The following is a 13,328-nucleotide window of genomic DNA, read 5'->3' on the forward strand; positions in this document are numbered from 1 at the left end:
GCGCCGGTGTGGCGCTCGCCCCCTGTGATGTGCTCGGGTGTGCTTGACAGGGGAGTGGCGGGCAGCATATTGTTCAATTGTTGAATGAAAGGCTGTTAGCCCTGTTGAAAGGTGTCGCATGACCGCCCTGACCGCTTCCCCCGTCGCCGCGCGCGAGAACCGCGTCCTCGCCGACCGCCTCGGCGGCACGATCGTCCGTGAGATCGCCCTGATCGCCGCGGGTACGATCGCCATGATCGTGCTGGCCCGCATCTCGGTCCCGCTGCCCTTCACGCCCGTGCCCGTCTCGCTCGGTACGCTTGGCGCGCTCTCGGTCGGTGCGACCCTCGGTGCGCGCCGAGGCCTCGTCTCTGTTGCCGCGTACGCTCTCCTCGGCATCGCGGGTGCTCCGGTCTTCACCGGTACGAACGTGGGCTGGGCCTTCGCCTCCTTCGGCTACATCCTCGGCTACTTCCTCGTCGCCGCGATCGCCGGCCTGGCCGCCCAGCGTGGCGCCGACCGCCGCGTCCTCACGATGGCGCCGACCGCGCTCGTGTCCCTCTTCTCCGTGTACATCCTCGGCCTGGCCTGGATGATCCCGTTTGCACACATGACGGTCGCGCAGGGCCTGGCCAAGGGCTTCGTGCCCTTCATCATCGGCGACCTGGTCAAGGCCGCCGTGGCCACCGGTGCCTTCCCGGTGCTGCGCTCCATCTTCCGCTGATCCGCGCGCTCCAGCGCAGCGCGAGTCGGCCTCGTCCCCACCCGGGGGCGGGGCCGTCGTCGTATCCGGGCTGCGCTGTGGTGACATGCGTAATGGAGTGCGACGGGGCGGGGCGCGCGCGGGTACCATTGGCAGGGTGAACGCTTCTGACATGCATCCCGTCCTCGTCGTCGACTTCGGCGCACAGTATGCCCAGCTGATCGCGCGCCGCGTGCGTGAGGCCAACGTCTACTCCGAGATCGTCCCTCACACCATGAGCGTGGCGGATATGCTCGCCAAGGAGCCCGCCGCCATCATCCTCTCCGGCGGCCCGTCTTCCGTGTACGAGGAGGGTGCGCCCTCCGTCGATCCCGCGATTTTCGAGGCCGGCGTGCCCGTCCTGGGCATCTGCTACGGCTTCCAGACGATGGCTCACGCCCTGGGTGGCACCGTGGGTCGCACGGGCACCCGCGAGTACGGGCACACCGAGGCTACCGTGGCCGGTGACTCCTGCCTGTTCGGCGGCACTCCCGACGATCAGATCGTGTGGATGAGCCACGGCGATGCCGTTCAGGGTGCGCCCGAGGGCTTCACCGTCACCGCCTCCACCACCGAGACCCCAGTTGCGGCCTTCGAGTCGCGTGAGCGTCGCCTCTACGGCCTGCAGTGGCACCCCGAGGTGGGCCACTCCCAGTTCGGCCAGGACGCGCTGAAGAACTTCCTGTACGAGGGTGCGGGGATCAAGCCCACGTGGACCGCCGGTTCGATCGTGGACGAGCAGGTCGAGAAGATCCGCGAGCAGGTCGGCGACGCGCAGGTCATCTGCGCACTGTCCGGCGGCGTGGACTCTTCCGTGGCCGCGGCCCTCGTGCACAAGGCTGTCGGCGATCAGCTGACCTGCTTCTTCATCGATCACGGCCTGCTGCGCGCGGGCGAGCGCGAGCAGGTTGAGAACGACTACGCGCGCGGCATGGGCATCCGCGTCATCACCTGCGACGAGTCCGAGCGCTTCCTGTCCGCCCTGGCCGGCGTCACCGAGCCCGAGGCGAAGCGTAAGATCATCGGCCGTGAGTTCATCCGTTCCTTCGAGGCCGCCCAGAAGCAGGTCATCGAAGAGGTTGGCGCCGCCGGCGGCGAGGTGAAGTTCCTCGTCCAGGGCACGCTGTACCCCGACGTCGTCGAGTCCGGCGGCGGCGAGGGCGCGGCCAACATCAAGAGCCACCACAACGTGGGTGGCCTGCCCGAGGATATGACCTTCGAACTGGTCGAGCCCCTGCGCACCCTGTTCAAGGACGAGGTGCGCGCGGTCGGCCGCGAGCTGGGCCTGCCCGACTACCTGGTGAACCGTCAGCCCTTCCCGGGCCCGGGCCTGGGCATTCGCATCATCGGCGAGGTTACGCGCGAGCGCCTGGACATCCTGCGCGCCGCCGACCTGATCGCCCGCGAGGAGCTCACGGCGGCCGGACTGGATCAGGAGATCTGGCAGTGCCCGGTCGTCCTGCTCGCCGACGTTCGTTCCGTGGGCGTCCAGGGTGACGGCCGCACCTACGGCCACCCGATCGTGCTGCGCCCCGTGTCCTCCGAGGACGCGATGACGGCTGACTGGACGCGCCTGCCCTACGACGTCCTGGCTCGCATCTCGACCCGCATCACCAACTCGGTGCCCGAGGTCAACCGCGTCGTCCTCGACGTGACCTCCAAGCCCCCGGCCACCATCGAGTGGGAGTGACGCTCATACCGAGCTGAGCTCGCAGACTGATAGCCCCGGCCTCGTCATGAACTGCCTCCCGTTTCTTGGACATCGAAATTGAAGTCCAAGAAACGGGAGGCTTTTCGTGTCTGTGGATCTGGGGTTGAGGCATGATCGTTTGCTTCGGGAGCAGGCGGTGGAGATGTTTGCGAGGGGATTTGGCTATGGTTTGAGCGCCAGGAGGCTTGGTGTGTGTGCCGAGACTGTGAGAGAGTGGCAGAAGATGTTCCGCGTGATCGGGAGGGGTGGGCTTCTTGTCATGGGAGTAAAGCGGGCGAGATACGACTATGAGACCAAGGTCGCCGCAGCGAGGGCTATGGTTGACGGTGGGGTGAGTAAGCCTGAGGCGATGGTGCGTTTCGGTATTGCGAGCGCGACACCGTTGAAGCAGTGGTGCAGGCTGTCCCGGTCTGGGAGATCTAGTCGTCCTCAAGCGAGTACCTGCCAAAGACGCCACGGCTGCCTGTCCAGCTAAAAACCTGATTGCGAAAGATTCAACATGCCTCAAACCTTGCATGAGCGCGTTTACCACACCAGCAGCGGCAATGTCTTCTATTGGATAGACGCTTCTGCTGACACGGACGCACCGTGGCTTGTATTTCTTCCTGGTCTCACTGCCGACCACACCATGTTCGACGCGCAGATGGCGTATTTCTCAGGTAAGGCAAACTGCCTGGTATGGGATGCTCCTGCACATGGGAAGTCGCGCCCATATCCGCTTGACTTCTCCATGGACGATTGCGCCCGTATTTTGCACGCAATTTTGGAGGCTGAGAGCATCAAAAACCTCGTGCTTGTGGGCCAGTCGGTCGGCGGCTACGTTGCACAGGCGTTCATCGACCTCCATCCGAGAGAAGCTGCCGGCTTCGTCTCCATTGATTCAGCGCCGCTCAAGAGGAAGTACTACTCGACGTGGGAGGTCAAAGCGCTGCGCCATACCAAGGGGATGTACCAGTTTGTGCCCTGGTCGTGGCTGAAGGTGCTGGGATCGTGGGGCGTGGCAACAACCGCCCAGGGGAAGGCCGGCATGCGTTCCTTCATCGAGAGCTACGCCAAGGAGGAGTATGTGGAGCTCGCCGCGCACGGCTACAAGATGCTCGCCGATGCTGTTGAATCTAGGCGCGCTTACAACATTGACTGTCCGGCGCTCTTGCTCTGCGGGGAGAAGGACCATGCTGGCGATGTCAAAGTGTTTAACCGTAAATGGGCTGCTGGTGAGAAGATCCCTCTCGTGTGGATACCTGGAGCAGGGCATAACTCGAATGTTGATAATCCTAGCTTTGTGAACAGTAAGATTGAGCAACTCATGGTTGCGCTGAAATAGTGTTGGGTAACTGCAGCCTCTTCTTGCACATTTTCGTTAGCACGATGAGCGACATTTGTAGATCCACATTGCGTTCTATGTGGTTACTTCCTTCTCTTTAGAGTATATTTCCCCAGATCATCGCCAACACTCTTCGCTCGGGATTTGTTACTCTCGGGTCGGGGAGCGGCCCACCCCGTCGGCACCCCTTTCATCCATGTAGTCAGTTGCGCACAACCGAACTGCGTTTCCGCAGGTCAAAGCTATCACTCTTCGGTCGGACGAAAATACTCTTCTCAAGTGACTACATCGCATGTAGTCAGTGCTGACTACAGGGTGACTACACGGCTCTCTCAATGAAAGAGTAAAAGGAATCCCAGCTCACCTGCCCCGCTGACTACACGGAAACGGGCTATGCGACAATCGAGTGGGAGTAGTACTTCCGCATTGGTGCTGTGAATTCAGCATGAGGGACCCCTGAATTAATGGCTTCGGGGGTCCCTTGCATATTGGCGATTACCCAACTGGGAGTAGTCATTCTCATGCGCATGCTCTGTTTGTTCAAGGAAAGATCGGGATAGATCTACTCGAGTACATGCACGCGAAAAATGCTTGATCCAAGTGGAGTAGGAGTGTGCCCTCAGTTTTTGTGTGCGGTGATCGCAAACTGAAGGGGCAGACGTTCGGGGTGCTCACGAAGATGCCATCCGCCAGTGGAATCTTGTTCCATAAGTTCGGGCCACGGGCACCAGGCAGCGCGCGGGGTCTCTTCAAGCTCATCAATCACCAGCCCAGCGTTGATGAGAGCAGTGACGATCTGGCCAAGGGAATGATTCCACTGGTGGTTCGTTGTGTGAGTAATCCGCGGCGCACCGGGGGAGTCCACGTAGCTTGAATCGTCATCCCACGTCATCGGAGCGTCCTGCTCGAAGTATGGCTGCTCGATCTTGAGCCCGTCGGAAATATCCTCCCCGATTGTCATGAACATCGGATGGTCATCGCGGATGAAGAAAGTGCCGCCCGGCTTGAGCAGGGAAGCGATGACTTGCGCCCATCGGGCGATATCGGGCAGCCAACACAGGACGCCGATCGAGGTGTACACCAGATCGAAGTTTCCAGACACTGCTTGGCGCGCGTCGTACACGTTCGCGTGAACGAACTCCACGTCAGCGCCTGCGCGCTCGGCGATGCTGCGTGCGTGGGCAAGTGAGGCCTCGGACAAATCGAGGCCAATGACGCGCGAGGCCCCGCGGCGCGCAAACCCGATCGTGTCCGTTCCAAGGTGGCACTGCAGGTGGATAACATCTTTGCCGGTGAGATCGCCGAATCGTTCGATATCTTGGGCCAGTTCAGAGCTAATGGCCGTCGGGTCCTCGAGAAGGCGCTGGTAGTCGTAGTAGTTGCCAGCCATGTGCAGCTCGGCGCGGTCGTCCCAGTTGCGTTCGTTATCGGAAAACCACTGCGCTTTCCTGCTTGTTTCAGTCATTTAGTCATTGTATGCCGGTGGGATTTTGGTGCGCGGCGCCTGCAGAGGGTTTGCGTGTTTTGTCCGCACTACGCAACTGCAGGTATGGATCAGGAGATCTGGCAGTGCCCGGTCGTCCTGCTCGCCGACGTTCGTTCCGTGGGCGTCCAGGGTGATGGCCGCACCTACGGCCACCCGATCGTGCTGCGCCCCGTGTCCTCCGAGGATGCGATGACGGCCGACTGGACGCGCCTGCCCTACGACGTCCTGGCCCGCATCTCCACGCGCATCACCAACTCGGTGCCCGAGGTCAACCGCGTCGTCCTCGACGTGACCTCCAAGCCCCCGGCCACCATCGAGTGGGAGTAGGAAGATAGGGCTTTGACCTGCGCTTTTAAGTGCTGCAACGTGCCGCTGAGTTTCGTTTCGTATGCGACTCACGGCAAAGCCGCCTGATCGGCCAGGGGTTTTCTCAGCGTCTTGCGCGGGTGTCCGCGCAAAGCCCACAAGCCCCGCACCGCGCCGCGCCTCCAGCGCCTGGTCAAGGCTAGTGCGCCGGGGCAGGTGTGGGCCATTGATTTCCAGTTCGATTCGGATTGGAGGGGGCGTGTCTTGAAGGTCTGTATCGTCGTTGATGAGTTCACGCGCCAGCACCTGGCTTTGCGCGTTGAGCGGCGTATGGGAGCCGTCGACGTGATCGAAATGCTTGACCTGGCTGTCCTAACCCATGGGGCACCCCAGGTGCTGCGCGCCGATAACGGGCTCGAATTCATCGCCGCAGGCGTGGGACGCTGGGACAGCGAGCACGACACGCTCCAAGCATTCATACCCCCGGGCCAGCCGTGGCATAACGGATTCGTGGAGTCCTTGCACAACCGCATGCGCGACGAACTCCTCGAGGACAACATGTTCGAGGACCTCGATCACGCGCGCGCCCTGATCAGCGCCTGGTCGCGCCGCTACAATGAAGAGTACCCCCACAGTGCGCTGGGCTGGCTCTCACCCAACCAATACGCACGCCAATGGGCACAACACCACCAATAACAACCAACAACCCTCAACACACCTGGTCCACAAAACCAGACCAGGCCAATTGGAGTGATCTCGTTGATCAACGACGTAATCAAACCGACTATCGGCGAGCTATTCTCTACGGACTCACCCCTCATGTTTAATGTGCCTCGCTACCAGCGCGAGTACACCTGGGCCAAGCGCGACTGGGAGAACCTCTTCGACGACATTTCCGACAATGACAAGGGTTATTTCCTCGGCTCTATCATCGTCATCGACCATGGCTACAATGCGGAAAAGGGCGTGACCCAATGCGAGCTTATCGACGGCCAGCAGAGGCTCACCACCGTCAGTTTGCTGCTTGCTGCACTGTACGACCAGCTCAGCAAGCACAAAGATGATGCCGAGGAGGACGAAGATGAGGTCAACGTCGAACTCATCAACCTCAAGAACCGCCTCATCATGAAGAAGTCCAAGGGGCAGACGCGCGTGGTTCCCCAGGTCCAAGGCCAGAACCTCCAAGACTACAGGGCTCTCATGGGAGAGCGGGTCTCCAATCAAATTAAGGACAAGAGGCCCAAGTACGCAGGCAACAGGAAGATCTATAAGGCATACGCATACTTCGAGTCCCGACTAGAGGCCATGGTCGAAGCGCCTGAGAGAACCCACCCGAACAACGCCTACGAGGCCTTCAGCAACTTCCTCGACAAAGTGCTTTCCGCAGTGATAGTCCAGATCAGCGTTTCCAACGCATCCGAGGCCTATACCCTGTTCGAGTCCCTTAACAATAGGGGCCAGGCCTTGAGCGCGGTTGACCTCATCAAGAACACCCTGCTCTCCAGCTTTAAGGACGCAACCGAGGAGGACCTGGACGACCACTTCAACCAGTGGCAGCGCATGCTCTCCCTGCTTGGAGAGGACTACAAGACTCAGGAGCGCTTCTTCAGACAGGCATACGCTGCGTTCAGGCGAGAGGTGAACAAGCCGTTCATCACCGGAACCGCTCAGTACCCTCTCGGAGCCGTAGCAACCAGGTCAAACCTCCTCCACATCTACGAGAAGCAGATTAAGAACGATGCAGCCGGCATGCTCGATTGGTTGCTCAAGAACGCGGAGGAGTACACGAAGATCGCGCTTGTGGACACGGATGGCATCTCTGGCGACTTGGAAGAGTCGCTTATGAACCTTTCAAGGATTCAGGGCGTTCCCTCGTATGTGCTCCTGCTCCACTTGATGCGGAGAGCGGACAGCCTTTCGCTCACGGATCAGCATCTGGTCCAGGTAAATGATCTTTTGGTCAAGTTCTTCGTAAGGCGTAACCTTACCGACGCTCCTCCAACGCGCGACCTTACCAGGATCTTCATCAACATCGTTGAGGGCATCGAAGATGAAAAGAAAACTGGTGACGATCTCGTGCAGTTCGTGCGCGCCAAGCTTCTGGCGGTCTCGGCAGACGATAATCGATTTGCTGAGATGCTTGCTGGCCCGCTTTATGAATCCAATCCTGACACGGCTAGGTTCATTTTGACGAGCTTGGCTACGCCGTCGGTTACCAAGGAGATGAAGGGCCTTTGGGAGCGCGTTCCTTCTGGTACATACGTTTGGACTATCGAACACGTTCTTCCCCAGGGGAAGAACCTACCTGACGCTTGGGTCACCATGATTGCCGGTGGAGACAAGGCGCTCGCCGCCCAGATTCAGAACGATCATGTCCATGAGCTCGGCAACCTAACTTTGACTGGTTACAACTCAACCTTGAGCAATCTTTCCTTCCAGGAAAAGAAGCTCAGGAAGGATAAAGATGGCAACTCTGTTGGCTACCTCAACGGCTTGAATATCAACTCCGATATTGCTTCAAGAAACGATTGGGACGAAGCAGCAATCACAGCGAGAACAGCGAAACTCGTTAAAGAAGTAATCCAACTGTTCACGCTATAGAGGTTAGGGGAGGGTTTGCAATGACCGCTCTACCCCGCCCTGCCCCGACAAATCTTCAGGCGGTTTGGAGGTCTCACACCTGCTGTGCAACGCCGTTTGAGTCCATCGTGGGGCGATAGGCGTAGCGCTCGAGACCATCGAACGTGGGAGTCTTGGGTCGCATGTCGAAGGGGAGGCCTCCGACTTCGATCGACTTCGCGAGGAACATGTTGATTGCGTCGAGAGGCTAATTCCCCAGCGCGCATAGACGGCTGCGGCATCGGCCTTGATCTGAGGTCGAATTCTGGCCATAATTATGGCTAAGACTGAAAGGGGTAGTATGTCGACACTGACGATGGGGCTTGCCGAGGCGAAGAACAATTTTTCGCGAGTGACAGCAGAGGTGAATAGGATGGGGAAGCCTGTCACGATCCTCAAGAACAACAGGCCGTGGGTAGTCATTCAACCGGCGCAGCAGTCTGAGAGTGCTGTCGATGTCGCTGTTGACTTCATGGATGCCTACGCGGACGTGTTTGAAGAGCTCGCGAAGTGAACGCTTTCGCGTTTTCTCAGGATGACGTATGCGCCATCCATTCGGCTGCGATTGCTCGCTTCGGTGGTCTTGATGGCGTTCATGATGCCTCGCGTGGGGTAGGGTTCGTCGTAGCGAAGCGGAGGCCATTGATCAAGGAGGATGGCACGTGGATCTGCTCGAATACATGCGCTCACAAAACGACATGACGCAGGCTGAATGGGAACGCACCTTCGAGGAAGAGGCCAAGGAGATCCTCGTCCTGCTCGCCGGCGGTAGCGGGGCCGGCAAGATGAACGGATTCTGGGACGTCTCGCACTACTTCATTGCGTATGTGGACTGCCAGACCGGTGCACTGCACACGGGTGACGGCCGGATAGTCTATCCCGTCAGCGACGAGGAAAGCGATGCCGGAGGAATCCTCGATCGCTTCCGTCGGGAGGCGGTGTACCGCCTCAAGGCGCGCAAGAGGATTCCGCACAAGATTCCCGAGGGTGTGAGCGCCTCCTCGCAGAACCGCCTCCTGGTCGTGGAGCTCCTCGAAGAGAATCCTCCGTGTCCTGCACTGGACGAGGTCCTGGCTGAGTATCGCAGGCCGGTAGTCCTCAACGACGAGGAGCTGGGCGAGCTCTCCCTCGACAAGGACCTCGACATGTTCGAGGGAGGCATCTCGTGGCGGGGTGAGGACATCGACATCTCTCTGGAGGTTGATTCGTCCAGCGAAGACACCTGGACTGCTGCCGTGGCCGCCATGAAGCAGATGATGACCGATCAAGACCGGTGGGATCGCGACATGCGGGCGTTCGCCGCGCGGGAGCTCACACAGCTTGCGTGTGAATGGCGTGAGTCAGCCGACGAGGAGGTCCCCGAGATCACCGAAGAGAGCTTCGCGCAGCGGATCGAACTCACTAGTATCGCGATGGATCCGGACGGCTCGTTCTCCGCCTACTTCGATGACGACGATATGTTCTTCGGGCACTGCGTCGTGGTGTACGGAACCCTGGCCGATGGGGTGGCCTCGGCGGTGATGGCGGGTTAGACGTCCTGAGCGCTCGCTGCAGTGGCGCTATCGAGTCGATGTGGAGGCATCAGCGGGCACATTGCACGAAAAACGCCAGGGAAGAGAATGCTAACGAGGCCTACCCCGCCAAGCAGGGTGGCCTCGTTATGTGCGCGTAGTCCGCGAGGGAATCAAATGACGCAATCGTGGGTCGCGCTTGGGTGCGCAGGGAATGTGACTACTTCTGGCCCTCCACGTCGGGCACGTATGCCAGGAAGCCCGCCAGGACCTCGTCGTTGTGCTCGAAGAACGGCTTTCCCTTGTCGAGGGAATTGATCTGAGCCATGTCCTCGTCCGTCAGCGCGAAATCGAAGAGGTCGATGTTGTCCGTGATGTGCGAGGGTGTCTTCGAGCCCGGGATGACGACGTGCCCCTGCTGGATGTGCCAGCGCAGCAACACCTGGGCGGGGGACTTGCCGTACTTCTCCGCGAGGCCCTGGATGAGGGGTTCGGTCATGATCGAGTCGTTGCCGCGTCCGCCCAGCGGGTACCACGCCTGCAGTGCGATGTTGTGCTCCCCCAGGAGCGCCTTGAGTTCGGTCTGCGGGAAGTAGGGGTGGCACTCGACCTGGTTGATGGTGGGGACGACCTCGCACTCGTCGAGGATTCGCTGCGTCTGGGCGACATCGAAGTTCGACAGGCCGATCGCGCGAATCTTGCCTTCCTGGTGCGCCTTCTCGAGGATGCGGTATCCCGCGACCGTGTCGCCGGCGGGCTGGTGCAGGATCATCAGATCGATGTAGTCCGTGCCCAGGCGCTCGAGGGTTTCGTCGACGGCGGTGGCGCGTTCGAAGAACGAGGGCCAGAGCTTCGTCTCGAGGAAAATCTCCTCGCGCGCCTTGGAAGACGCGCGCATGCCGCGCCCGACGGCGCGCTCGTTCACGTAGACGTTCGCCGTGTCGATCAGCGTGTAGCCGTTGTCGAGCGCGTAGGTGACCGCCGACTGGGCATCGTCCGGCTCCAGCAGGTAGGTGCCGAGGCCGACCTGGGGAATAGTGACGCCGTTGTTCAGGGTGATGTGGTCCATGTGAACTCCTTTGTTATCGTGAGCGGCGTGCGATGGCTCGGCAGTGTGGCGCTGAACCGTGCTGACGCTGCTGACTGCCAGCGTATTCCTATTCCAGGTTGGTTTGTATGGTGGTGGGTGTATCTGGACGTGTGATGTGCTGCTGTTTGTGGTGACAGTGTCGTGATTCCATGGTTCTGCTGTTGACGTGAGACTGGGCGACCCTATACTGAACACTGTTCATTAAGGATTGTCGCAGCTCGCAAGACAGTAGGATTTCGTGCCCAAACAAGTGATCGACCCGGAGAAACTGGTCAGCCAGGCCTACGCCATCGCCTCGCGCGACGGTATCTCCGCGCTCTCCGTGCGCAAGGTCGCCACCGCGTGCGGCATCGCGGTCGGCTCGGTCTACGGCTACTTCCCGACCAAGGCGGACCTGACGGCCGCCGTGCTCACCCGCTTCTTCGAAGAGAACCTCTCCGACGAGCTGTGCGCCGTGCGCCCCGGCGAATGTTTCACCTCCTACGTGCGGCGATTTCGCGAGGCCCTGTGCGCCGCGCGCGTCGGCATGAGCGTCGACTGGTTCGCGGAGATGCGCCGCCTTCCCAGCGGCGAACAGGAAGCCCTTGAGGCCGTGCGTGCTCCCATGCTCACCCACATTGAGCGCGGGCTCGGGCGCGTCCTCGACGCGGACGAGGCCGTGGATCGCTGCCGGCTCGTCGGCTCCATGAACGCCCGGGCCCTGTGTCGCTACGTGCTGCGCAGTATTTTCGCTTCGCTCATGGATGGCGGCGAGTGTGAGACGCTGTTCGCCCTCCTCGACGCCGCCCTGTATGACGACACCGCAGACGAAAAGGAAACAAAATAATGAGTCGATTCCGCATCATGAAGCAGTCCCTGATTGCCGTCGCCGGCATCGTCTGGCTGCTCGCCGGCCTGAACGTCGCAATCCTGGGCGTGCGCGCGGCCATCGACCTGCGCGGCCTTGCCGCGCTCGTCCTCGTTGCGCTCGCGGGCGGTGCCATCACCATCTTCTGCGCCTTCCACCCCATGTTCAGCAAGCTCGTGAAAAAGAACGCCCAACGCATCGCCGACCTGGAGGGGGAGCGCCACCACGTCGTCCGCTTCTTTGATCGCAAGAGCTACCTGATGATGGCGATCATGATGTCGTTTGGTATCGGCATGCGCGCCGCAGGACTCTTCCCCGACTGGTTCATCGCCTTCTTCTATACGGGCCTCGGCCTCGCCCTGACCCTGGCGGGCGTCAGCTACATTGCGCGGGGCGCGCGCGGCCGCGCCTGGGCGTTTCACGGGACCAACTGAGCGTTTCACGCTTTCTCAGCCAAGGCCTCGTCAATGGGCGAGGCCGTCGCGCCCCCAGTGCTGCTGCTTCGTGTGTCCGCTGTGAGTGCTGCACTGTCCATGTTGGTGGCGGTGCTAGTGTGACCCTGTTTGAGTGACCCGCAAAATATGGATAGCGCATGAACTTCTATACCCTCGACTACATTGTGTCGCACCAGAGTTTGGACGCGACACGGCGTCTAGCTGCGATCATCGTCTTGCTCGTTGTGGCTCTCGCTTTTAGTGCCCTGTATTTGCATAACCGGGTGAAAACTCGCTGGCGTGACGCGGGCATTGGGCTCCTCGTGTTTTCGCTCGTCCTGCTGGGAATCCAGACCGAGCAATACCTGAAGGTCAGCGATCAGCAGTCGCAGGCGCAGCTGCTCGTGGGCTTCATGGAGGGTGTCGCCGTCGATCACGGTGTCCAGGCGCGTGATGTCATGGTGAATAAGACGTCCCTGCAGGACGGGATGATCGTGCGCTTTAACGAGGAGGACTACACCGTCCACCTCAATAATGACAGCAATTCCTTCACTCTTGAGCGCACGCACATCATCGACCATGGCGTCTACGTGAATGGGGAGCACTGACATGGACTTCTACACGCTGACGGCTATCAAGTTCGCGCTCGGTATCCTCACGATGCTGCTCCAGATCAACATCCTGGGAAAGCGCGACTTCTCACTGAATACGCCTCTCAATCAGGTGCAGAACTACGTGCTGGGTGGCATTATCGGCGGCGTTATCTATAACTCGTCGGTGACGGTGCTCCAGTTTCTGATCATTATTTTGATTTGGTCACTCGTTGTTATCGCGACGAAAATCCTGATCGATAGCAGTAAAGCCTTTAAGAAGCTTGCGGCCTGTCAGCCCGAGCTGATCGTTCGTGATGGTGAAGTGGATATTGCCCGCTGTGCGAAGGTGGGAATGACCGCGGAGGGACTCAGTCGGAGCCTGCGTGAGCAGAAGATTGCCAGTATGGGCGATGTTGTTGCGGCGATCATGGAAACTAATGGGTCGTTGACGATTCGTGTGCGCGGTGACGGGAGTAGTCGCTCGCTCCTGCCGCTCGTGACCGACGGTCAGCTCGTGCCCGACGGTCTCCTTCTCGCCGGCAAAGATAAAGCGTGGATCAAGGAGGAGCTCAAGAAATTGGGGTATTCCTCGGTCAAGCAGGTGTTCCTGGGGTCAAGTCCTGTGGAGTGGTGTAATCGTTTTGTGTCCTTCGGGGTGGGTTATGCGCTGAGTTGGAGTGTGGGTT

At 60.1% G+C, this 13,328-nt stretch carries 14 protein-coding genes and 1 pseudogene; 12 read left to right on the forward strand and 3 right to left on the reverse strand.

Annotated elements, in window-relative coordinates:
• The first annotated feature begins 118 nt into the window (after positions 1-118).
• From QP415_RS10135 to QP415_RS10145, 3 genes are all read left to right on the forward strand, one after another.
• Entirely contained in the window at positions 119-703 is a 585-nt protein-coding gene (locus QP415_RS10135) for a biotin transporter BioY (RefSeq protein ID WP_285099934.1), read from the forward strand.
• Between the two features lie 151 nt (positions 704-854).
• On the forward strand, positions 855-2,411 hold the full coding sequence (gene guaA / locus QP415_RS10140) for a glutamine-hydrolyzing GMP synthase (protein WP_285099942.1): 1,557 nt from the start codon (positions 855-857) through the stop codon (positions 2,409-2,411).
• 520 nt (positions 2,412-2,931) lie between these two features.
• Positions 2,932-3,756, forward strand: coding sequence for an alpha/beta fold hydrolase (locus QP415_RS10145; RefSeq protein ID WP_016461510.1), 825 nt, complete (start codon positions 2,932-2,934; stop codon positions 3,754-3,756).
• 619 nt (positions 3,757-4,375) lie between these two features.
• Here QP415_RS10145 and QP415_RS10150 read toward each other — a convergent pair.
• Complete coding sequence (locus tag QP415_RS10150; protein ID WP_016461509.1) at positions 4,376-5,221, reverse strand: class I SAM-dependent methyltransferase; 846 nt, start codon at positions 5,219-5,221, stop codon at positions 4,376-4,378.
• Between the two features lie 78 nt (positions 5,222-5,299).
• Between QP415_RS10150 and QP415_RS10155 the strand changes: the two are divergent.
• From QP415_RS10155 to QP415_RS10165, 3 genes and pseudogenes are all read left to right on the forward strand, one after another.
• Positions 5,300-5,569, forward strand: a pseudogene (locus tag QP415_RS10155) (GMP synthase (glutamine-hydrolyzing)); the annotation flags it as partial.
• Positions 5,570-5,680: 111 nt separating this feature from the next.
• Positions 5,681-6,244, forward strand: coding sequence for an integrase core domain-containing protein (locus QP415_RS10160; RefSeq protein ID WP_285099935.1), 564 nt, complete (start codon positions 5,681-5,683; stop codon positions 6,242-6,244).
• A 63-nt stretch (positions 6,245-6,307) separates the two neighbouring features.
• Positions 6,308-8,149, forward strand: a complete 1,842-nt coding sequence (locus QP415_RS10165; protein ID WP_083326506.1) for a DUF262 domain-containing protein — start codon at positions 6,308-6,310, stop codon at positions 8,147-8,149.
• 73 nt (positions 8,150-8,222) lie between these two features.
• On the opposite strand, the gene QP415_RS10170 is transcribed toward QP415_RS10165, so the two are convergent.
• Positions 8,223-8,357 carry a hypothetical protein gene (locus QP415_RS10170; protein ID WP_016461505.1) on the reverse strand — a complete coding sequence of 45 codons (135 nt, stop codon included), beginning with the start codon at positions 8,355-8,357 and terminating at the stop codon, positions 8,223-8,225.
• 126 nt (positions 8,358-8,483) lie between these two features.
• On the opposite strand from QP415_RS10170, the gene QP415_RS10175 reads away from it, so the two are divergent.
• Together QP415_RS10175 and QP415_RS10180 are read left to right on the forward strand one after the other, a co-directional pair.
• Positions 8,484-8,681, forward strand: a complete 198-nt coding sequence (locus QP415_RS10175; RefSeq protein WP_285099943.1) for a type II toxin-antitoxin system Phd/YefM family antitoxin — start codon at positions 8,484-8,486, stop codon at positions 8,679-8,681.
• A 148-nt stretch (positions 8,682-8,829) separates the two neighbouring features.
• Positions 8,830-9,699: a DUF2262 domain-containing protein gene (locus QP415_RS10180; RefSeq protein WP_285099936.1), complete on the forward strand. Its 870-nt coding sequence runs from the start codon at positions 8,830-8,832 to the stop codon at positions 9,697-9,699.
• Between the two features lie 199 nt (positions 9,700-9,898).
• On the opposite strand, the gene QP415_RS10185 is transcribed toward QP415_RS10180, so the two are convergent.
• On the reverse strand, positions 9,899-10,747 hold the full coding sequence (locus tag QP415_RS10185; protein WP_285099937.1) for an aldo/keto reductase: 849 nt from the start codon (positions 10,745-10,747) through the stop codon (positions 9,899-9,901).
• Positions 10,748-11,006: 259 nt separating this feature from the next.
• On the opposite strand from QP415_RS10185, the gene QP415_RS10190 reads away from it, so the two are divergent.
• The 4 genes from QP415_RS10190 to QP415_RS10205 form a co-directional block, all read left to right on the forward strand.
• Positions 11,007-11,594 carry a TetR family transcriptional regulator gene (locus QP415_RS10190; protein WP_285099938.1) on the forward strand — a complete coding sequence of 196 codons (588 nt, stop codon included), beginning with the start codon at positions 11,007-11,009 and terminating at the stop codon, positions 11,592-11,594.
• A complete protein-coding gene (locus QP415_RS10195) occupies positions 11,594-12,049 on the forward strand; it encodes a hypothetical protein (protein ID WP_285099939.1) in 456 nt (151 codons plus the stop codon). The genes QP415_RS10190 and QP415_RS10195 overlap by 1 nt, the downstream gene beginning before the upstream one ends.
• A 158-nt stretch (positions 12,050-12,207) precedes the next feature.
• Positions 12,208-12,657, forward strand: coding sequence for a DUF3290 domain-containing protein (locus QP415_RS10200; protein WP_285099940.1), 450 nt, complete (start codon positions 12,208-12,210; stop codon positions 12,655-12,657).
• Position 12,658: 1 nt separating this feature from the next.
• Positions 12,659-13,328 (forward strand): DUF421 domain-containing protein (locus QP415_RS10205; RefSeq protein ID WP_285099941.1); only part of this gene is annotated, 670 nt, incomplete at its 3' end.

The organism is Pauljensenia sp. UMB3104, assembly GCF_030217285.1.
Taxonomy (GTDB): Bacteria; Actinomycetota; Actinomycetes; order Actinomycetales; family Actinomycetaceae; genus Pauljensenia.